This window comes from Streptomyces sp. NPDC019890 (assembly GCF_044903445.1).
Classification (GTDB): domain Bacteria; phylum Actinomycetota; class Actinomycetes; order Streptomycetales; family Streptomycetaceae; genus Streptomyces.
Window position 1 is genome coordinate 75400 of sequence record NZ_JBJDQK010000007.1, and the last position, 20318, is coordinate 95717.

Genomic DNA, 20318 nt, shown 5'->3' on the forward strand with positions numbered 1-20318 from the left:
GCGATAGGGCTTTTCGCCCGCACTTCAGTACGCCTCCGTACGGTCAGTTGCCGTGCGTTCGAGGCAACCCCCGCGTGCCGAGCGGCCGTTGAGCGCAGCTGCGCGGGTTCACGAAGCCATTCAGCCTTGTCCTGCCGGGAGATACCGCCATGTCCGCACGCCCGAACGCCGTTGCCTCCGCCGCTTCTGCCTCCTCCGTAGCCTCCGCTGCTGCCGACTCCGCCGACCCCGCCTGCGCGGCGCCGCTGCCGGTCCTCGGCCGCGATGTGACGGTCCCGCTCGTGACCGGCGGTGAGGTCACCTACGCCGCCCTCGACTACGCCGCGAGCGCGCCGGCCCTGCAGCGGGTGTGGGACGACGTCGCCGCGTACGCGCCGTACTACGGCAGCGTGCACCGGGGCGCCGGGTACCTCTCGCAGCTGTCCACCGACCTCTTCGAGAACAGCCGCATCACGGTCGCCGAGTTCCTCGACTGCCGCCCCGGCGACCAGGTGATCTTCACGCGCTCGACCACGGACTCCCTCAATCTGCTGGCCCAGGCCGTGCCCGCCGACTGCCAGGTCTTCGTCTTCGAGACCGAGCACCACGCCTCGCTGCTGCCCTGGCGGGACGCGCAGGTGACGTACCTGAACGCGCCGCGCACGCCGGAGGACGCCGTCGCCACACTGGAGCGCGCGCTCGCCGACCGTGACCCTTACGGCCCCGCGCTGGTCTGCGTGACCGGTGCGTCCAATGTGACCGGTGAGCTGTGGCCGGTGAAGGAGCTGGCGGCCGCGGCGCATGCGCACGGCGCGCGAATCGTGCTGGACGCGGCTCAGCTGGCGCCGCACCACCCGGTCTCCGTTCAGGACCTGGACGTCGACTGGATCGCCTTCTCCGGGCACAAGCTGTACGCACCCTTCGGTTCGGGCGTGCTCGCGGGCCGCTCGGACTGGCTGCAGGACGCGGAGCCGTACCTGGCGGGCGGCGGCGCCTCGCGGAAGGTCGCCCGGCGCACGGACGGCGGTGTGGACGTCGAGTGGCACACCACGGCCGCACGTCACGAGGCAGGCTCGCCGAATGTGATCGGCGTCTACTCCATCGCGTCCGCCTGCAAGGCGCTGGTCGAGGCGGGCTTCGAGTCGCTGGTCGAGCGCGAGCAGCACCTGATCGCGAAGGTGCGGGAGGGGCTTGCGGAGGTCCCCGAGGTGAAGGTTCTCTCCCTCTTCGGTGACGACGCACCGAGGGTCGGCGTCATCTCCTTCGTGGTGGACGGCTGGAACAGCTCCCACTTCGCGGCGGCGCTCTCGGCGGAGTACGGGATCGGCGTCCGGGACGGTCTGTTCTGCGCCCACCCGCTGGTACGCACGCTGCTCGGCAGCGACCCGCAGGACCCGGGCGAGTGCGGCGCGCCGGAGGCCGAGCCGGGTGAGCGCTCGCTGAACGCGATCAGGGTGAGCTTCGGCGCGGGGACGCCCGACGAGCACGTGGAGCGTTTCGTGGGGGCGGTGAAGGAGCTGGTGCGGCACGGCGCGAAGTGGACCTACCACACGGAGGACGGCCGCTGCGTCCCGGCAGTCTGACCCGGACCGCCGCCCCGGCCCGTGAACAAGCCCGCGCCTTCCGGTGCGGGCTTGTTTCCTGCGGGACGCCCCGCAGGGCGAGACAGTGGCTTCCTGCGGTGGCGCCGCCGCCGGAGCGCGATGCGCGCCCGGCGGGCGCACCGGAAAGCACCCCGGTCCGATGCGGGGCGGGCGGCCCGGAGCCCGCGCCGTGGGGACGGTGCTCGGCCGTTCAACCAGCACCCCGCCGGAGGTGCTACGCGTCCAGGCCGATGGCGAACGCCGCCTCCAGGTCGTGCTGCGAGTACGTACGGAACGCCACATGCGTGTCCGTTGCCTCCACGCCCTGGATCTTGCTGATCCGGCCGGGGATGACATCCGCAAGGTCGTCGTGCTTCGCCACCCGCACCATGGCGATCAGGTCATAGGTGCCGGTGACGGAGAAGACCTCGCTGACGCTGTCCAGCGCGGCGATCGACTCGGCGATCTCAGGGATGCGGTCCACGCTGGTCTTGATGAGCACGATCGCGGTGATCACGGCTGGCTTTCTCCCTCGGTGGCCGCTGCTTGGGCCTCAAGCCTACTGGCTGGGGGTCCCGGGGCCGCCGGGCGTCAGCCCCCTGTGTCACTGCCCTGTGTCACTGCCTTCGGGAATCGCCGCAGCCGTACGCCTGAATCGCCCCCAGGCGTAGAGGAACCCGATCCCGAACCCCACCAGATGCGCCAGATACGCCACCCCCGGACCGCTGCCCGCCCCGCGCGCCGCCAGCCCCTGCAGAACGAACCAGAAGATCAGCACGATCCAGGCGGGGAAGCGCAGCGGCAGGAAGAAGAGGAACGGGAAGAGACTGGTGACCCGGGCCTTCGGGAAGAGGTACAGGAACGCCCCGAGCACGCCCGAGATGGCCCCGGACGCTCCCACCAGGGTCTGCTCGGAGTCGGCGTTGGCCGCCGCGTAGGCGAGCAGCGCAAGGTAGCCGCAGCCCAGATAGAACAGGGCGAACTCCAGCTGCCCCATGCGCTCCTCGGCCATCGCCCCGAAGACGTAGAGGAAGAGCATGTTGCCCAGCAGATGCAGCCAACTGCCGTGGACGAAGAGGGCGGTGAGGGGAGTGAGGAGGGTGTCGGGAGAGCTGCTCAGCAGCTCGGCGGGGATCACCCCCCAGCGCTGGAAGTACAGGCTCTGCGCGGTCAGCAGCGCGTCACCCGTGCCGTACACCGGGTTGATGCCCGAGACCGGGCTGATCACGAACACCGCACAGCAGACGGCGATCACTCCGTACGTCACCGCAGGTCCGGTGAGCGTGCCCCGCAGGACCGCGCTCCGGAGGCCCGCACCCCGCCAACCGATCATGGACAGAGCATGGCGTAGTGGGACTGAACGGTACAGGGTGCCTCGCCGCGGCACAGGGTACCGGCGAGGCCGTAGGGTTACGGGCAGTACACCCGCAGTTCGACGGCGCACAGCGGCACCCGCACCCCCATCATGGAAGAGGACGGCTCGATGACGACGGTTCCCATGCCGACCGCCAAGACCCGCTGGCGCTGCACGCTCTGCGGCAACCTCACCCGCTTCGACGTCACGCGCTCCTCCAAGGTCGTCGAGTACGTCCATCTGGACCTGGCCGGAGAGCCGACGGTCGAGGAGCGAGAGGTGGTCAGTGAGACCATCGAGTCGGTGCGCTGCCGTTGGTGCAACGCGGTGGACCAGATCGAGCTGGTGGACAGGCCGGGCGCCGGCTCCTGAGGGAGCGGCCCGAACGGGTAGTGGGGTGACGGATCGTGGAGCAGCCTGCAAACGGCGCTGAGCCGGCCGATGCAGCCGGTGACGCCGCCGAGGCGCTCGACCGCCCGCTGCCGGAGGGCGTACGGCGCCGGGTGGTGGCGCTGGTCTCGGACGCGTTCGGCGGTCTGACGGTCTCCGAACTTCCGGCCCAGCTGCGGCAGTACGCCCGGTTCACCCCGAGTCGTCGGGCCAAGTTCGCGGGCAACGCGATGGCCGCGGCGCTGGAGAGCGACCCGGTCTTCCGGCAGCGCATCGCCGAGCGGCTCGGCCAGGCCCAGCCGGAGCTGTCCGCGGCGCTGGAGGCCGGATCGCCGCCCGCGGCCGCCGATCCCGTCGATGTCGCGGCTGCCGCCTATGTGCTGCGTCCCACCGGATGGGTGAAACTCGTCGCCGCCGCGGGCGAGGAGGCCCAGCGGGCGGACGCCGAGCGCGCCGACGAGGCCGGGCGGCGCGAGCTGGATCGGCTGCGCGTGGAGCTGACCGAGGCCCGCGGGCTGACCAAGAGCGAGACCGAGCGGCTGCGCACGGAGCTGGAGGCGGCCCGCAAGGAAGCCGAATCGCTGCGCCGCAAGCTGCGCAGCGCCCAGAGCGATGTGAAGCGCGGCGAGGCCGCTCTGCGCCGTACACACGCCGAGACCGAGACGATCAGGTCGGAGGCCGCCGCCCAGGTGTCGGCCGCCGAGAGCGAGAGCCGTCGGCTCAAGGCACGCCTCGGCGAGGCGGAGGCGGCCGTGGAGGCGAGTCGCCGGGCCGCGCGCGAGGGCCGCTCGATCGAGGACATGCGGCTGCGGCTGCTGCTGGACACGGTGCTGGAGGCGGCCCAGGGGCTGCGCCGTGAGCTGGCCCTGCCGCCCGCCGCGGTCCATCCCGCCGACACGGTGGACGCGGTCGAGCCGGGCCGGATGTCACCCAAGGACATCGCGGCCCGCGCGCTTTCGGAGACCGATCCGGCGCTGCTCGACCAGCTGCTCGCGCTGCCGCAGGCGCATCTGGTCGTGGACGGCTACAACGTCACCAAGACGGGCTATCCGACGATGCCGTTGGAGAAGCAGCGACTGCGGCTGCTCGGCGGCCTCTCGGTGCTTGCCGCGCAGACCGGCGCCGAGATCACCTGTGTCTTCGACGGAGCGGAGCTGGCCGCCCCGGTGCTGCTCGCGCCACCGCGTGGAGTGCGGGTGCTGTTCTCCAAGCCGGGCGTGACGGCGGACGAACTGATCCGTCAGCTCGTACGGGCGGAGCCGCCGGGCCGGCCGGTGGTGGTGGTGTCCACCGACCGCGAGGTCGCCGACGGAGTGGCGAAGGCCGGGGCTCGGCCGGTCGCGTCCGTCTTGTTGCTGAAGCGGCTTTCACGGGTCTAAGTAACTCCCGTGCCCAATGCCCGAATTCGACCGATGTTGACGGGACGTTGTGTCAAGTGGCCACTACTACGCGTGTGATGTGGGTAAAGAATCCAGTCGGTGACCCAGATTTTTCTCATCAGGATTTGAACTGATCACAAGAAGGTCACTAGGGTCGGGCCTCGAACCTTCGCGCGGTTGATCGTCCAGCCGGGGCGAACAGCGAAGGAACCGCCGAATCTGTGCAGTTCAGCCCTTTTGTCCCCGGGGGATGAATGCCCAGAGCCGGGGATTCAACCCCCCACAGCCCGGTAGGCGGCTCGAGGAAGAAGGAGCTCGCCTTCGTGGCGTCCCACCGTCGACCCAAGCAGCCGAGCCGCACCCGCGTGACCGTGCTCACCGCGACCGCCGCTGCGGCCGTAGCCCTGACCTCCCAGGCCGCCCAGGCCGAGCCGAAGCCGAGCAAGAGCGAGGTCAAGGAGAAGGTCGACAAGCTCTACGAAGAGGCGGAGAAGGCCACCGAGAAGTACAACGGGGCCAAGGAGCAGCAGGAGAAGCTCGAGAAGCAGGTCGACGCTCTGCAGGACAAGGTCGCCCGCGGTCAGGACGAGCTCAACACCCTGCGCGACGGACTCGGTTCGGTGGCGAGCGCCCAGTACCGCTCGGGCGGCATCGACCCGGCCGTGCAGCTCTTCCTCTCCTCCGACCCGGACACCTACCTCGACAAGGCCTCCGCGCTGGACCAGCTGGGCGCCAAGCAGACCGAGGCGCTGGCCGAGATCCAGGCCAAGCAGCGGACCCTTGCGCAGCAGCGCAGGGAGGCCCAGGACAAGCTCGCCGACCTGGCCGACACGCGCAAGGAGCTGGGCGCCAAGAAGAAGGAAGTCCAGTCCAAGCTCGGCGCCGCGCAGAAGCTTCTCAACACCCTTACCGCGCAGGAGCGTGCCGCTCTCTCCGCCGACGAGTCCCGGGCAAACCGTGACAACTCGCGTGCGGACCTCGGCAACTCGGTTCCCGCCTCGCAGCGCGCGGGCGCGGCCTTCGCGGCCGCCCAGAGCAAGATCGGCTCGCCGTACGTCTACGGCGCGTCCGGCCCCAGCTCCTTCGACTGCTCCGGGCTGACCTCCTGGGCGTACTCGCAGGCCGGTGTCTCCATACCCCGTACCTCGCAGTCGCAGGCCAACGCCGGCACCCGCATCTACTCGCAGAGCGGGCTCCAGCAGGGCGACCTGGTCATCTTCTACGGCGACATGCACCACGTCGGCCTGTACGCCGGCAACGGCCAGGTGCTGCACGCCCCCAAGCCCGGTGCCAGTGTGCGCTACGAGTCGATCGGCAACATGCCGTTCCAGTTCGGCGTGCGCATCTGACGCCCAATCGGGCGATTTCCCGTACCCACTGCTGACGTCACGCCCCGCCATTGACCTGTGGTCTCCGGCGGGGCGTCACTTTGCGTGCCCGGCGCGGCCTTTGGCCGCTCCGTGTTCGCCCGGCTACTGTCTGCCGCGCAACATCCCTCGTACAGCGGAAGGGAGCGCGGCTCGTGACGTCCCATCGACGGCTCTCACAGTCGGGCCTCACTCAGAGTGCCCGGGTCACCGTCCTGTCCGCCGCGGCGGCAACGGCCGCCGCAGCGCTCGGGGCCGCACCGGCGAGCGCCGACCCGGGCGCCACCGCGGAGAGCACCCGGGCCACGGTCGACCGGCTCTACGAGGAGGCCGAGCAGGCCACCGAGGAGTTCAACAAGGCCGGTGAGCGCGTCGAGCGGCTGCGTGAGCAGGTGACGCAGGTGCAGGACAGCGTGGCGCGCGGCCAGGAGCGCATCAACCGGATGCGGGGAGCGCTCGGATCGGTGGCAGGCGCGCAGTACCGGTCGGGCGGCATGGACCCCGCGCTCGCCCTGCTGCTCTCCGCGGACCCGGACAGCTACCTGGACAGGGCCGCGACCCTGGACCGCATCAGCGAGCGGCAGACCGCCGTGCTGCGGGATCTGCGGCGGGAGCAGCGCAGCCTCGGCCAGGAGCGGGCCGAGGCCTCCCGCGACCTCGCCGAACTGGAGCGCAGCCGGGCGGCGGTGGCCCGCCACAAACGCACCGTCGAGCGCAAACTCACCGAGGCGCAGCGGCTGCTGAACTCCCTGCCGGCCGCCGACCGCGAGGCCTTCGACCGGGTGTCGCGCGCGGGCCGCGGCCCCCTGCCCGCGCTCTCCGGCCTCGCGCCCGCCTCCGCGCGGGCGGCCGCCGCGGTGCGGGCGGCCCGCAGCGTGGTCGGCCGCCCCTATGTGTGGGGCGCCAACGGGCCGTCCGGCTTCGACTGTTCGGGGCTCACCCAGTGGTCGTACGCACAGGCGGGCGTCGGTCTGCCCCGCACCTCGCAGGCGCAGCGGTACGCGGGCCGGCAGGTCCCGCTGTCGCAGGCGCGTCCGGGAGACCTCGTGGCGTACCGCAACGACGCCAGTCATATCGGGATGTACATGGGCAACGGACAGGTCGTGCACGCCCCCTACCCCGGCGCCGCGGTGCGCTACGACCCGGTCGGCATGATGCCGATCTCCTCGGTCACCCGCGTCTGAGCGGCGTTCCGCTCCCCGCTGTGTTCCGAACCGCTGCGTTTCGTTCCGCGCCCCGTTCCGTACGATCGGTCATGTGGCAGGTCAGGGGCGCAGCGCAGGGCGCCGGGCGATACGGCGTGCGGCGGGGCTGATCCTCTCCGCCGCCCTGCTGGTGTCCGGCTGTACGGCCGACGAGGGCTCCGACACGAGCGTGCGGGACATCCAGCAGACCCTGGACGGGCGCGCGGCCGCCGTCCTGGGCCATGACGAGAGCGCCTATCTGGCCGCGCTGGCGCCCGAGGCCGTGCAACTGCGTACGGCGGAGCGCAGGGAGTTCCGGAACCTCGCGGACGTGCCACTGCGCTCCTGGGAGTACCGGCTGGGGACGGTGCGGCGGCACGGCACCCGAGCCGTCGCCGAGGCCGAACTGCGCTACCGGATCGAGGGGTACGACACCGCCCCGGTGACCGCGTCCCGCACGCTGGAGCTCGCCGAGCGCGACGGCCGCTGGTACGTCACGGCCGAACGCGCGGGCAAGGGCGGCGGCCAGCAGCTCTGGCAGCAGGGTGATGTGCGGGTGGTCCGGGGCGAGCGGAGTCTGATCCTCGCCGTCGGCCAGAACGGCGAGCGGCTGAAAGCCCTCGTGGCGACCGCCGACCGGGCCGTGCCCGCCGTCTCGGACGCCTGGACGTCTCCCTGGGCGCGCCGCGTCGTCGTCCTCGTCCCTGCCTCACTGGATGCCATGGGGAGGCTGCTGGGCGCGCCCGCTGCCGGGTACCGGGGGATAGCGGCGGTCACCACGGGCGAGACGGGTGCGGCCGGCACATCGCCGGCGGACCGGGTGATCGTCAACCCCGATGCCTACGGGGTGCTCGGCGACTTCGGCAGGAGTGTCGTCCTCACGCATGAGACCACCCATGTGGCCACCCGCGCGTACACCTCGGCGTCGACCCCGATGTGGCTCTCGGAGGGCTTCGCCGACTGGGTCGCGTACCGCGGCAGGGGCCGCACGGCCGGGCAGACGGCCCCCGAACTCCAGCGCGCGGTCCGGAGCGGCGAGGTGCCGGCCGCGCTGCCGTCCGACGCGGACTTCGCCTTCGGGGCGGACGCGGACAGGCTGGCGCGGGCGTACGAGGGCGGGTGGCTGGCCTGTGAGCTGATTGCGGCGCGCTGGGGCGAGGAGAAGCTGACGGCGTTCTACCGGGCCGTGGGGGCGGGCAAACACCGGGCGGGGGCCGTCGAGAAGGCGCTGGCGGATGTGCTGGGGACGACGCCGCAGGACTTCACGGTGCGGTGGCGGGAGTATCTGCGCGAGCGACTGGCGGGCTGACCACGCTGCCATGGCTGTCCCGGGCGCGGCGCCGGACCGGGAGTCGGGGTCATGGACCGGGACTCGGGGTCAGGAGGACAGCAGCGCATTGTCGCGGGTCGACTGGGCGGGCAGCAGCCGGCGGCGGCCCGGCTCGCTCACCGTCTGGCGCCACAGCCGCAGGCACGCCGTCAGCGTCGCGGCGACGAGCAGTCCGTTGCGTACGAACAGCAGCAGCACCCCCAGCGGCTCGCTCGCCACCACCTGTGAGAACCAGACGGGGAACTCCAGCAGCGAGCCCCCCGTCGCGGCCAGCACCAGCCAGGCGGGCGGCGCCATCCGGCTGCCCCGGAAGACCAGACACACCGCGGCCAGGCCGACCAGCCAGATCATGTACTGGGGGCTGATCACCCGGCTCGTCGTGGTGAACAGCAGCACCGCGGTGAACGCCGCGTCGGACAGCGTGCTCGGCTCGAATTTCTTGATTCGCAGCCGCCACAGCACCAGCCAGCCGAGGGCGAGCAGGGCGAGGCCGAGGGAGAGTGTGGAGACGAGGGTGACATGGCGGCCCACGAACTCCACCGACCCGTAGTGCAGCAGCACCTGACCCTGCCAGCCGTGGTGCCGCGCCACATGGAAGACCAGTCCGCCCAGCGACTCGATCTCGGTGCCCCGATCGCGCTGGAAGGTGAGAAAGGCCAGCGCCCCCGGCATCGCCGCTACGAGCGCAACCGCGACCGCTGCCGCCGTGCCCGCCGCGGTGGCCCAGGCGCGGCGGTTCGCCCGTACGCCCGGGACCCCCGTGAGCAGCAGCAGCGGCCAGACCTTCAGCAGCGCGCCGAAGGCCGCGAGCGCGCCCAGTGTGCGCGGATGGCGAGCGCCGGCCAGCAGCGCGGCCACGGCGACGGCTGTGACCATGAGGTCGTAGCGGGCGTACGCGGTCGGGCCGAGCAGCGGCACACCGGCGACCCACACCCACGCTCCATGCGGCGACCTGCCCCTGTCCTCTGCACGCTTCTCCGCCCGCTCGGCGACAGCGCGGCTTTCGTCGCCGCCTGCTGCCCGGCGGCCTCGCGGGCGTCGCTCGCGGAGCTGTCCGCCCGCATGGAGCAGCAGGCCGAAGACCAGCGCGTCACAGAGCAGGGTGAGGGCGAAGAACGCGTGGGCGTAGCCGAGGAAGGGCAGCAGGGCCGGGGAGAGGATCGCCAGCGCCGCGGCGGGCGGGTACTGCCAGGCGACGTCGTCCATCGGATAGGTGCCGTTCTTCAGCACCTCGTACCAGCCCTCGTAGATCACCGAGACATCGGCGGTGACATCGGGGCCGGGGAGGGGCAGCACATCGAGGACGCAGAGCAGCACCGCCGTCCTGGTGAGGATCCACACCGCGACGGCAAGCCATGTGCCGCCCCTGCCGCTGCTGCCCGCGCCCTTTGTGGCGTCACCGCCGACGCCGCCCGTGCCGCCACCGCTCCCGCGCCCGCCCGCCATGAGCACCTCATCCCGTTCGGGCCGATTTGTGGGTCCCCATGATGCCCGGCAGGGCAGCGCAGGAGCGGTGAGGCAGGGCCGTTCGGTACTGTCGGCGACGATGCACAAGACCTTGATCGTGACCAACGACTTCCCGCCCAGGCCCGGCGGCATCCAGGCGTTCCTGCACAACATGGCGCTGCGGCTGGACCCGGAGCAGCTCGTCGTCTATGCCTCCACCTGGAAGCGTGGCCGCGAGGGCGCCGAATCGACCGCAGCATTCGACGTCGAGCAGCCGTTCACGGTCGTACGGGACCGTACGACGATGCTGCTGCCGACCCCGCGTGTCACGCGGAGGGCGACCCAGCTGCTGCGCGAGCACGGCTGTGAATCCGTGTGGTTCGGCGCGGCAGCCCCGCTCGGTCTGATGGCCCCGGCCCTGCGCAGGGCCGGTGCACGTCGGCTGGTGGCCACCACGCACGGCCACGAGGCCGGCTGGGCGCAGCTGCCCGTGTCCCGGCAGTTGCTGCGCCGGATCGGCGAGGGCACGGACACGATCACCTATCTCGGTGAGTACACCCGCTCGCGCATAGCCGCCGCGCTCACCCCCGCCGCGGCCGGGCGCATGGTCCAACTCCCGCCCGGTGTGGACGAGAAGACCTTCCATCCGGGCTCGGGCGGGGACGCGGTCCGCGAGCGGCTGGGGCTGGCCGGCCGGCCGGTCGTGGTGTGCGTATCGCGGCTGGTGCCGCGCAAGGGCCAGGACACGCTGATCCAGGCGATGCCCGCGATCCTGGCCAAGGTGCCGGACGCGGTGCTCCTGATCGTCGGCGGCGGTCCCTACGAGAAGGATCTGCGCAGGCTCGCCGACGAGAGCGGCGTCGCGGGCTCCGTGCGCTTCACCGGCGCCGTGCCGTGGGAGGAACTGCCCGCGCACTTCGGCGCGGGCGACGTCTTCGCGATGCCCTGCCGCACCCGAAGAGGCGGCCTCGACGTCGAGGGCCTTGGAATCGTGTATCTGGAGGCGTCGGCGACCGGGCTCCCGGTCGTCGCGGGCGACTCGGGCGGCGCCCCCGACGCCGTACTAGACGGAGAGACGGGCTGGGTGGTCCGCGGCGGGAGTGCCGAGGAGTCGGCCGAGCGGATCGTGGCGCTGCTCGAGGACCCGGGGCTGCGGCGGCGGATGGGGGAGCGCGGCCGGGAGTGGGTCGAGGAGAAGTGGCGCTGGGACCTGCTGGCCGAGAAGCTTCGCACACTGCTCTGACCAGCCCTGAAACCAGACATTTTGCTGACCTGCGTAAACCCGTACCGGACACATCGCTGAGCTGCGTAAACCATTTTTTGATGGAGCGTCAGTTCTGAGCCGCGCGGGATATGGGCACAAGACCGAATTCCGCCCATGCTCCGGACATGACATCAAATCTGACGCGCCGTCAACTGCTGGGTATCGCCGCCCTGCAGACCGCGGCCGCGCTCGGCTTCACCCGCATCGGTCTCTCCCCGGCAGCCGCCGGGGAGGCCTCGGCCGCCGTCGAGCCCTCGGCAGCCGACTACGCCCCCGCAGTCGTGATCGGCTCCGGCTACGGCGCTGCCGTCGCCGCCCTCCGTCTCGGCGAGGCGGGCGTCCGCACCCTCGTACTGGAGATGGGCCGGCTCTGGGACACCCCGGGCCCGGACGGAAAGATCTTCTGTAGCACCGGAGCCCCCGATCAGCGCTCCATGTGGTTCCGCACCCGCACCGAGGCCCCGCTCGCCACCTTCCTCTGGCTGGATGTCGTCAACAAGAACATCAGCCCCTACCCCGGCGTACTCGACCGGGTTCGCTACCCCGGCATGTCCGTCTACGTAGGACGCGGCGTCGGCGGCGGATCGCTGGTCAACGGCGGGATGGCGGTGACCCCGCTGCGTACGTACTTCTCCGAGGTACTGCCCCAGGTCGACGCCGCCGAGATGTACGACACCTACTTCCCGCGGGCCCGCCGGATGCTCGGCGTCAACACCATCGACCCGGCCTGGTTCGAGTCCACCGAGTGGTACCGCTTCTCACGGATCTCCCGCAAGCACGCCCAGAACGCCGGCCTGAGGACCGTCTTCGTGCCGAACGTCTACGACTTCGGCCATATGCAGCGTGAAGCCGCCGGACAGGCCCCGAAGTCGGCGCTCGCCGGCGAGGTCATCTACGGCAACAACCATGGCAAGCGCAGCGTCGACAAGACCTATCTCGCGGCCGCGCTCGGCACCGGCAACGTCACCATCCAGACCATGAGCCGGGCCCGAGGCATCCGAAGGGAACCCGACGGCGGCTATGTCCTGACCGTCGACCGGACGGACATCTCGGGCAGGGTCGTCGGGACCGACGAGATCGGCTGCCGGCAGCTCTTCCTCGGCGCGGGCAGCCTCGGCAGCACCGAACTCCTGCTGCGCGCACGGGAGAAGGGCACGCTGCCCGACCTCAGCGCCGAGGTGGGCAGAGGCTGGGGCCACAACGGCAATGTGATGACCGGCCGTGCCAACCACATCTGGGACACTGTCGGGGCGAACCAGGCGACCATGCCCACCATGGGCATCGACGACTGGGCCAACCCCACGAATCCCGTCTTCGCGGAAATCGCGCCGCTGCCCATGGGATTCGAGCACTGGATCAGCCTCTATCTGGCGATCACCAAGAACCCGGAGCGCGGGACTTTCTCGTACGACCCCGCCGGCGACTCCGCAAAGCTCGACTGGACCCGGTCGCAGAATCAGCCCTCCGTCAACGCGGCCAAATCTCTCTTCGACCGCGTCAACAGGGCGAACGCCACCATTTACCGGTACGACCTCTTCGGTGGCAACAAAACCTTCGCCGACGACTTCACGTACCACCCCCTGGGCGGCTGCGTACTGGGCCGGGCCACCGACAACTACGGCCGTGCCAGGGGGTATTCGGGGTTGTATGTCACCGACGGCGCGCTGGTCCCCGGCTCGATCGGGGTCAATCCGTTCGTCACCATCACGGCTCTCGCCGAACGGAACATGACCCGGATTCTGGCCGAGGACCCCAGCGGCTGATCAGCGGCGGCACTCAGCCCCGGTAGATCGCCTCGATCTCATCGGCGAAGTCCTTCGCCACCACATTGCGCTTCAGCTTCAGCGACGGCGTGATGTGTCCCGCCTCTTCAGTGAACTGGGAGGAGAGAATGCGGAATTTCCGCACCGATTCCGCCTTGGAGACGGCCGCATTGCCGTCGTCCACCGCCCGCTGGACCTCCGCCAGCAGATCCGCGTCGTCGCGCAGCGAAGCCGCCGTCGAACCGGCCGGTTTGCCGTGGTCCGAGACCCAGCGTCCGAGGAACTCCTCGTCGATGGTGACCAGCGCGCCCACGAAGGGCCGCCCGTCGCCCACCACCATGCACTCCGCGACCAGTGCGTGCGCGCGGATGCGGTCCTCGATCACTGCGGGGGCGACGTTCTTGCCGCCCGCGGTGACCAGGATCTCCTTCTTGCGGCCCGTGATCGCGAGGTAGCCGTCCTCGTCCAGGGTGCCGATGTCGCCCGTGTGGAACCAGCCGTCGGCCAGCGCCTCCGCGGTCGCGGCCTCGTTGTTCCAGTACCCCTGGAAGACATGCTCGCCGTGCAGCAGCACCTCGCCGTCGTCCGCGATCCGCACCACCGAGCCCGGCAGCGGCTGGCCGACCGTGCCGATCTTCTGCCGGTCCCACGGGTTGAACGCGGTGGCCGCACACGACTCGGTGAGGCCGTAGCCCTCCAGCACCGTGAAGCCGATGCCGCGGAAGAAGTGGCCGAGCCGCTCGCCCAGCGGAGCGCCGCCGGAGATCGCGTACTCGCCGCGCCCGCCGAGGACTGCACGGAGCTTGCTGTAGACGAGCTTGTCGAAGACCTTGTGCTTGATCTTGAGGCCGACCGACGCGCCCTCGGGGGTGCCGATCGCCTTGCTGTACGCGATCGCCGTGTCCGTGGCCTTGTCGAAGATCTTGCCCTTGCCGTCCGCCTGGGCCTTCGCCCGCGCCGAGTTGTAGACCTTCTCGAAGACGCGCGGCACACCGAGGATCAGCGTCGGCCGGAAGGACGCGAGCTCGTCGGTGAGGTTCTTGATGTCCGAAACGCAGCCGAGCTTGATCGGCGCCATCGCCGGCGCGAGCGCGACCATGCGGCCGAAGACGTGCGCGGCGGGGAGGAAGAGCAGAACGGAACTCTCGCCCGTGCGGAACAGCGGCTTGAGGCGCTCGACGAGATTGCCGCACTCCGCGAAGAAGCTGCGGTGCGTGAGCACACAGCCCTTGGGGCGGCCGGTGGTGCCCGAGGTGTAGACGATCGTCGCCGGGTCGTCCGCCTTGGCGGCGGCGCTGCGCGCGTCGACCGTCTCTTCGGCGACCTCGGCGCCGGCCGCGGTCAGCTCCTCGACCGCGCCTTTCTCGATCTGCCAGACACTGCGCAGAGCGGGGAGCCGGTCCCGTACCGACTCCACGGCTTGGGCGTGCCCGTCGTTCTCCACGATCACCGCGACCGCGCCGGAGTCGCCGAGGATCCAGGAGACCTGCTCGGCCGAGCTGGTCTCGTACACCGGGACGGTGACCGCGCCCGCGCTCCAGATCGCGAAGTCCAGCTGCACCCACTCGTAACGGGTGCGCGACATCAGGGCCACCCGGTCGCCGGGCTGGATACCCGCGGCGATCAGGCCCTTGGCGGCGGCGCGCACCTCCGCAAGGAACTGCGTGGCGGTGACGTCCGTCCAGACGCCCGCCACCTTTCTGCCCATGACGGCTACATCAGGATGCTGAGCGGCATTGCGGCGGATCAGATCCGTCAGATTGCCGTCCGAAGGGACCTCGTACAGGGCCGGGAGGCTGAACTCGCGCAAGACTGCTGCTCCTCATCAGGCGCCGGCGCCACGGCTCTGTGTGATGCACCGGCTGCGGTCCAAGATCGGGCAGGTGCTCATGGGGGCGAGCACGACTGGACTGCCCGGACGTTACCCACCAGTACTCGGTTCCGGATAGGGGGTTCCGGCCAGATGTTCGCTGCGTCACATGTGTGTGGCATCGCTTCGCGCAGAGTAGTCCACACCCATGACGCCTCGGTAGAACGGCTGGTCCGTCCCCCACTACCCAGCCACAACTCCGTCGTCCTAGGGTGATCGTCATGCGAGGCATGCGAGTCAATGTGGTGAGTGACGTGCACGGCAACGCCAAGGATCTAGCCATGGCGGGGGACGGTGCCGACGCGCTCGTCTGCCTCGGTGACCTCGTCCTCTTTCTCGACTACGCCGACCACTCGCGCGGCATCTTCCCCGATCTCTTCGGCGTCGAGAACGCCGACCTGATCGTGGAGCTGCGCACGGCCCGCCGCTTCGACGAGGCCCGCGAGCTGGGGCGCAGGCTCTGGGGTGAGCTCCGGACGGACCGGGAGAGCGCGATCGAGTCGGCCGTACGGCGCCAGTACGCCGAGTTGTTCGCGGCCTTCCCCACTCCGACGTACGCCACCTACGGCAATGTCGACATGCCGGCCCTCTGGCCGGAGTACGCGCGCCCCGGCACCACCGTTCTCGACGGCGAGCGCGTCGAAATCGGCGGCCTTGTCTTCGGCTTTGTCGGCGGGGGACTGCGCAGCCCGATGAACACTCCCTACGAGATCTCCGACGAGGAGTACGCGGCCAAGGTCGAGGCGCTCGGAGACGTCGATGTGCTCTGCTCGCACATCCCGCCGGAGGTGCCCGAGTTGACGTACGACACCGTCGCGCGCCGCTTCGAGCGCGGCAGCAGCGCACTGCTCGACGCGATCCACCGGATCCGCCCCCGGTACGCGCTTTTCGGCCATGTCCACCAGCCGCTCGCCCAGCGAATGCGCGTCGGCCGGACGGAGTGCGTGAACGTCGGGCATTTCGCCTCGACCGGTCGCCCCTGGGCGCTGGAGTGGTGATGTGGGGGCACGCAGTGGTGACCCACGGGCCCTGGAGTGCTGACCAGTCGGGGCGCGATAGCCTGCACACCACACCACCCCCGGTCCGAACCGCACTGTGAGGAGCCGCAGCGATGGCGGAACACACCAGCTCGAGCATCACGATCGAGGCGGCGCCGGCCGACGTGATGGGCGTGATCTCCGACTTCGCCCGCTACCCGGAGTGGACGGGTGAGGTGAAGGAGGCCGAGGTGCTCGCCACCGACGCCAAGGGCCGCGCCGAGCAGGTCCGCCTGGTGCTCGACGCCGGCGCGATCAAGGACGACCACACCCTCGCGTACACCTGGAACGGCGACAACGAGGTCAGCTGGACGCTCGTCAAGTCCCAGATGCTGCGCACCATCGACGGCTCGTACAGCCTCAAGGCCGTCGGCGGTGGCGACCGCACCGAGGTCACCTACCAGCTGACCGTCGACGTCAAGATCCCCATGCTCGGCATGATCAAGCGCAAGGCCGAGAAGGTCATCATCGACCGCGCCCTGGCCGGTCTGAAGAAGCGCGTCGAGAGCGCGCCCACCGCCTGATGCGCAAGGTCCTCGTCACCGGCCTCGGCGGCGCGGGCCGTACCACCGTCGCCGCTGCCACCGCGCTCGCCGCGGCCCGCCGCGGCCGGCGCACACTGCTGCTCTCCGCCGAACCCGGCGACGTCCTCGGCACGCCCGTCACCGGCCGGCCCGGCGATCCGGCGCAGCTCACGGACGGGCTGTGGGCCGCGCGCATCGACTCCGCGACCGACTTCCGGGCCGAGCTGCTCGCTCTGCAGGAGCGCAGCGGCGCCGCGCTCGATCTGCTGGGCGCGGCCCGGCTGGAGGACGAGGAGCTGACCGAGCTTCCCGGCAGCGACCAGTACGCACTGCTGCGCGCCCTGACGTCCGCCGCCGACGGCGACTGGGACGTGGTCGTCGTCGACATGCCGCCGCTGCGCGAGTCCATCGCCCTGCTCGCCCTGCCCGAGCAGCTGCGGCGCTATCTGCGCCGGTTGCTGCCGCCGGAACGGCAGGTCGCCCGCGCGCTGCGCCCGATGCTCGCCCAGCTCGCCGGCGTGCCGATGCCCGCGCAGTGGCTGTACGAGACCGCGGCCCGCTGGGACGCCGAACTGGCCGCTGTCCAGACGGTGATCGAATCCAGCAACACGACCCTGCGGGTCGTCGCCGAGCCCTCGCCCGCGGCCGCCGACGCCCTGTCCGCCGCTCGCCCCGGGCTCGCACTGCACGGACTGCGGGTCGACACCCTCGTACCGAACAGGATCCTGCCGCGGGACTCGGCCGACACCTGGCTCGCGACCCTCTCCGCCCAGCAGGAGAAGTGCCTGCGCGAGTGGTACGAGCTGTGGGTGCCCGAGGCCTCGCTCTGCGAGGTGGCCCACCTCGGCCGGGACCCGCGTGGCCTGGACGACCTCACGCTCCTCGACACGGGTTCGTCCTGCACCACCTTCGAGCAGGCGGGCACCGGCGGCGGCCTTTTCGCGGGCGACGGGCTCGCGGTCGAACTCGACTGGGACCGCGAGCGGCGGGCCGCCGACCCCTGGGCGGTGGACGACCCGGCCGCGGACGGCGGTTTTGACGCACTGCTGCGCGGTCGCGCGGGTGCCGGACCGGCGGGCGCGGGCAGCGCCTGGCAGCCGGTCGAGGACCGGCGCGTGGAGGAGGGGGTCCTCGTCTGGGGGCTCCGGCTGCCCGGCGCCGTCAAGGAGGACGTCGGGCTTGTCCGCCGTGGGGACGAACTGCTGCTCACCGTGGGCCCGTTCCGCAGGATCGTTTCGCTGCCGTCCGTACTGCGCCGCTGCACCGTGTCGGGCGCCGGACTCACCGACGACGTGCTGCGGGTCCGCTTCACTCCGGACCCCGAGCTGTGGCCGCGGGCACGCTGAACGACCTGCCCCCATTCGGGTAACGTCGAGCGTACGAACCGGAAGTTCCGCCACCGCCGCCGTGCAGGAGTACGCCATGAGTGATGCCACCGAGCGTCCCGTCGACGACGACGCCTGGGCCAGGGCGTGCGCCGAGGACCTGGAGGCCGAGAAGGCCCGCCGCCGCGCCCAGTACGGGCCGCCGCCCGGCTCCGCCGCGGAGGAGCTGCGCAAGCTGCTCGACGCGGTCGCCGACAAGGTCTCCTCGTTCCAGAGCTCCGTTCCCGGCCTGGCCGCGCAGAGCGCCGTGCAGCAGCTGGTCAACCAGGCGAAATCGGCCGTCGAGCCGGTCATCGAGCGCAACCCACAGGTCTTCGACCACCTCGCCGCGGCGGGCGGCGAGCTGCTCGCCGCGTATCGATCGGCCGTCGAGGGCCATGAGCGACGCTGGGCACAGCGGCCGTACGACCCGAGGGGAACGAAGGGCACGGCGGCCGCCGAGGACGACACGGACCCCCGCGACGAGGGCCCCGGGGCGAGCGAGCACATCGACCTGGACTGACAAAGGCGGTGCCCGCCCTCGGGTACGGTTGGCCGTAGCGGGGCTCGACCGAAAACTGAGGGACACATGGGACTCACCATCGGCGTCGACATCGGCGGCACGAAGATCGCGGCCGGCGTGGTCGACGAAGAGGGCACCATCATCGAGACGCACACGGTGCCCACCCCGTCGACCCCGCAAGGCATCGTCGACGCGATCTGCTCCGCCGTGGCCGGAGCCGGCGAGGGGCACGACATCGAGGCCGTCGGCATCGGCGCCGCCGGATACGTCGACGACAAGCGCGCCACCGTGCTGTTCGCGCCGAACATCCACTGGCGGCACGAACCGCTGAAGGACAAGGTCGAGCAGCGCGTAGGGCTCCCGGTGGTCGTCGAGAACGACGCGAACGCGGCGGCCTGGGGCGAGTACCGCTTCGGCGCGGGCCAGGGCCACGAGGACGTCATCTGCATCACCCTCGGCACCGGGCTCGGCGGCGGCATCATCATCGGCAACAAGTTGCGCCGCGGACGCTTCGGCGTGGCCGCGGAGTTCGGCCACATCCGGGTGGTCCCCGACGGTCTGCAGTGCGGCTGTGGCAGCCAGGGCTGCTGGGAGCAGTACGCCTCCGGGCGCGCCCTCGTGCGGTACGCGAAACAGCGCGCCAACGCCACCCCGGAGAACGCCGAGGTGCTCCTCTCTCTGGGCGACGGCACGGTCGAGGGCATCGAGGGCAAGCACGTCAGCGCGGCGGCCCGGCAGGGCGACCCGGTCGCGGTCGACTCCTTCCGCGAACTGGCGCGCTGGGCGGGCGCGGGCCTGGCCGATCTGGCCTCGCTCTTCGACCCGTCGGCGTTCATCGTGGGCGGCGGCGTCTCGGACGAGGGCGAGCTGGTCCTGGACCCGATCCGCAAGTCCTTCCGCCGCTGGCTGATCGGCGGCCGGTACCGGCCGCACGCGCAGGTTCTGGCGGCGCAACTGGGCGGCAGGGCGGGCCTGGTGGGCGCGGCGGACCTGGCCCGGCAGGGCTGAGCTCTTCGTCCTCAATCGCGGGCGGGCCGAAATGCGGCCCGCCCGCGATTGAGGGCACACCCGAAGGGCATCCCGGTCCGGGGGCGAAGCCCCCGGAATCAGCCGCTCCGGCGATTGAGGAGCAGGGTCCGGGGCGGAGCCCCGGTGGATGGCTCGTGGCGTCGTATCGTGAGCCGCATGGCGATCACCGTGCTGCCCAACCCCCGCACCGAGCCGGACGGTTCGGTGGTGATCCGGGTGCTCAGCTACAACATCCGCTCCCTGCGCGACGACGAGGACGCGCTGACCCGGGTGATCCGTGCCTGTGAGCCCGATCTGGTCTTCGTCCAGGAGGCGCCGCGGTTCTTCCGCTGGCGCAAGCACGCCGCCCGGCTCGCCGCCAAGAGCGAGCTCGTCGTGCTGACCGGCGGCGCGACCGCGGCCGGGCCGCTGCTGATGTGTTCGCTGCGGGCGACCGTGGAGCGTACGCAGGACGTGCTGCTGCCGCGCACCCCCGGCCTGCACCGGCGCGGCTTCGCCACCGCCGTCGTACGCATCGGGGGCGCCCGGATCGGATTGCTCAGCTGTCATCTGAGCCTGCAGAGCGACGAGCGCTACACACAGGCCGGGATGCTGCTCGACCGGCTGAGGGCGATGGACGTGCCGTACGCGATCGCGGCGGGCGACCTCAACGACCGGCCCACCGGGCGGAGCTTCCGCAGGCTTGCGGGGGCGCTGCAGGACTGCTGGGCGGTCGCCCCCTGGGGCGGCGAGCACACGTCGACGCCCGAGGACCCGCACCAGCGGATCGACGCGATCTTCGCGACGGAGGGGGTCGAAGTGCTGGGCTGCGGCGTGCCGCTGGACCTCCCGGGCATCACCGCGGACGACCTGGAGGCCGCGACGGATCACCTTCCGGTGCTGGCCGCGCTCCGGGTGCCCGCGGCCTGAGCGGGTGGCCCGCCCGAGCCCCG

The 20318-nt window shown here is 71.2% G+C and carries 18 protein-coding genes; 14 read left to right on the top strand and 4 right to left on the bottom strand.

Features of this window, described 5'->3' with window-relative positions; translation table 11 throughout:
* Nucleotides 1–149 precede the first annotated feature (149 nt).
* Nucleotides 150–1562 carry an aminotransferase class V-fold PLP-dependent enzyme gene (locus ACI2LP_RS20315; RefSeq protein WP_404725882.1) on the top strand — a complete coding sequence of 471 codons (1413 nt, stop codon included), beginning with the start codon at nt 150–152 and terminating at the stop codon, nt 1560–1562.
* 235 nt (nt 1563–1797) lie between these two features.
* On the opposite strand, the gene ACI2LP_RS20320 is transcribed toward ACI2LP_RS20315, so the two are convergent.
* Together ACI2LP_RS20320 and ACI2LP_RS20325 are read right to left on the bottom strand one after the other, a co-directional pair.
* The gene (locus ACI2LP_RS20320; protein WP_277325772.1) at nt 1798–2079 is read right to left on the bottom strand and encodes an Lrp/AsnC family transcriptional regulator; all 282 of its coding nucleotides are present in this window, start codon (nt 2077–2079) and stop codon (nt 1798–1800) included.
* Between the two features lie 87 nt (nt 2080–2166).
* Nucleotides 2167–2895, bottom strand: a complete 729-nt coding sequence (locus tag ACI2LP_RS20325; RefSeq protein WP_404725883.1) for a rhomboid family intramembrane serine protease — start codon at nt 2893–2895, stop codon at nt 2167–2169.
* A gap of 150 nt (nt 2896–3045) precedes the next feature.
* On the opposite strand from ACI2LP_RS20325, the gene ACI2LP_RS20330 reads away from it, so the two are divergent.
* The 5 genes from ACI2LP_RS20330 (at nt 3046) to ACI2LP_RS20350 (ending at nt 8545) form a co-directional block, all read left to right on the top strand.
* Nucleotides 3046–3288: a hypothetical protein gene (locus ACI2LP_RS20330; protein ID WP_360867359.1), complete on the top strand. Its 243-nt coding sequence runs from the start codon at nt 3046–3048 to the stop codon at nt 3286–3288.
* A 35-nt stretch (nt 3289–3323) separates the two neighbouring features.
* Nucleotides 3324–4685 carry an NYN domain-containing protein gene (locus tag ACI2LP_RS20335; RefSeq protein WP_404725884.1) on the top strand — a complete coding sequence of 454 codons (1362 nt, stop codon included), beginning with the start codon at nt 3324–3326 and terminating at the stop codon, nt 4683–4685.
* A gap of 323 nt (nt 4686–5008) precedes the next feature.
* Nucleotides 5009–6034 (top strand): NlpC/P60 family protein, encoded by a 1026-nt coding sequence (locus tag ACI2LP_RS20340; RefSeq protein ID WP_360866418.1) that lies wholly within the window; start codon nt 5009–5011, stop codon nt 6032–6034.
* A 173-nt stretch (nt 6035–6207) separates the two neighbouring features.
* The gene (locus tag ACI2LP_RS20345) at nt 6208–7236 is read left to right on the top strand and encodes an NlpC/P60 family protein (protein WP_404725885.1); all 1029 of its coding nucleotides are present in this window, start codon (nt 6208–6210) and stop codon (nt 7234–7236) included.
* Nucleotides 7237–7309: 73 nt separating this feature from the next.
* Complete coding sequence (locus ACI2LP_RS20350) at nt 7310–8545, top strand: hypothetical protein (protein WP_404725886.1); 1236 nt, start codon at nt 7310–7312, stop codon at nt 8543–8545.
* Between the two features lie 69 nt (nt 8546–8614).
* Here the strand turns inward: ACI2LP_RS20350 and ACI2LP_RS20355 are convergent, their stop codons facing one another.
* Nucleotides 8615–10012 (bottom strand): glycosyltransferase 87 family protein, encoded by a 1398-nt coding sequence (locus ACI2LP_RS20355; RefSeq protein WP_404725887.1) that lies wholly within the window; start codon nt 10010–10012, stop codon nt 8615–8617.
* A gap of 100 nt (nt 10013–10112) precedes the next feature.
* On the opposite strand from ACI2LP_RS20355, the gene ACI2LP_RS20360 reads away from it, so the two are divergent.
* A complete protein-coding gene (locus ACI2LP_RS20360) occupies nt 10113–11255 on the top strand; it encodes a glycosyltransferase family 4 protein (protein ID WP_404725888.1) in 1143 nt (380 codons plus the stop codon).
* Between the two features lie 146 nt (nt 11256–11401).
* Entirely contained in the window at nt 11402–13039 is a 1638-nt protein-coding gene (locus ACI2LP_RS20365) for a GMC oxidoreductase (RefSeq protein WP_404725889.1), read from the top strand.
* A 13-nt stretch (nt 13040–13052) separates the two neighbouring features.
* Here the strand turns inward: ACI2LP_RS20365 and ACI2LP_RS20370 are convergent, their stop codons facing one another.
* A complete protein-coding gene (locus ACI2LP_RS20370; RefSeq protein ID WP_404725890.1) occupies nt 13053–14849 on the bottom strand; it encodes an AMP-dependent synthetase/ligase in 1797 nt (598 codons plus the stop codon).
* A 302-nt stretch (nt 14850–15151) separates the two neighbouring features.
* Between ACI2LP_RS20370 and ACI2LP_RS20375 the strand changes: the two genes are divergently transcribed.
* From ACI2LP_RS20375 to ACI2LP_RS20400, 6 genes are all read left to right on the top strand, one after another.
* Nucleotides 15152–15907, top strand: a complete 756-nt coding sequence (locus ACI2LP_RS20375) for a metallophosphoesterase (protein ID WP_404726210.1) — start codon at nt 15152–15154, stop codon at nt 15905–15907.
* Nucleotides 15908–16020: 113 nt separating this feature from the next.
* Nucleotides 16021–16470: an SRPBCC family protein gene (locus ACI2LP_RS20380; protein WP_360866401.1), complete on the top strand. Its 450-nt coding sequence runs from the start codon at nt 16021–16023 to the stop codon at nt 16468–16470.
* Complete coding sequence (locus ACI2LP_RS20385; RefSeq protein ID WP_404725891.1) at nt 16470–17816, top strand: ArsA-related P-loop ATPase; 1347 nt, start codon at nt 16470–16472, stop codon at nt 17814–17816. The genes ACI2LP_RS20380 and ACI2LP_RS20385 overlap by 1 nt, the downstream gene beginning before the upstream one ends.
* A gap of 76 nt (nt 17817–17892) precedes the next feature.
* Nucleotides 17893–18357: a DUF5304 domain-containing protein gene (locus tag ACI2LP_RS20390; protein ID WP_404725892.1), complete on the top strand. Its 465-nt coding sequence runs from the start codon at nt 17893–17895 to the stop codon at nt 18355–18357.
* 66 nt (nt 18358–18423) lie between these two features.
* On the top strand, nt 18424–19365 hold the full coding sequence (locus ACI2LP_RS20395) for an ROK family glucokinase (RefSeq protein WP_404725893.1): 942 nt from the start codon (nt 18424–18426) through the stop codon (nt 19363–19365).
* Nucleotides 19366–19542: 177 nt separating this feature from the next.
* Nucleotides 19543–20295, top strand: coding sequence for an endonuclease/exonuclease/phosphatase family protein (locus ACI2LP_RS20400; RefSeq protein WP_404725894.1), 753 nt, complete (start codon nt 19543–19545; stop codon nt 20293–20295).
* Nucleotides 20296–20318: the final 23 nt, after the last annotated feature.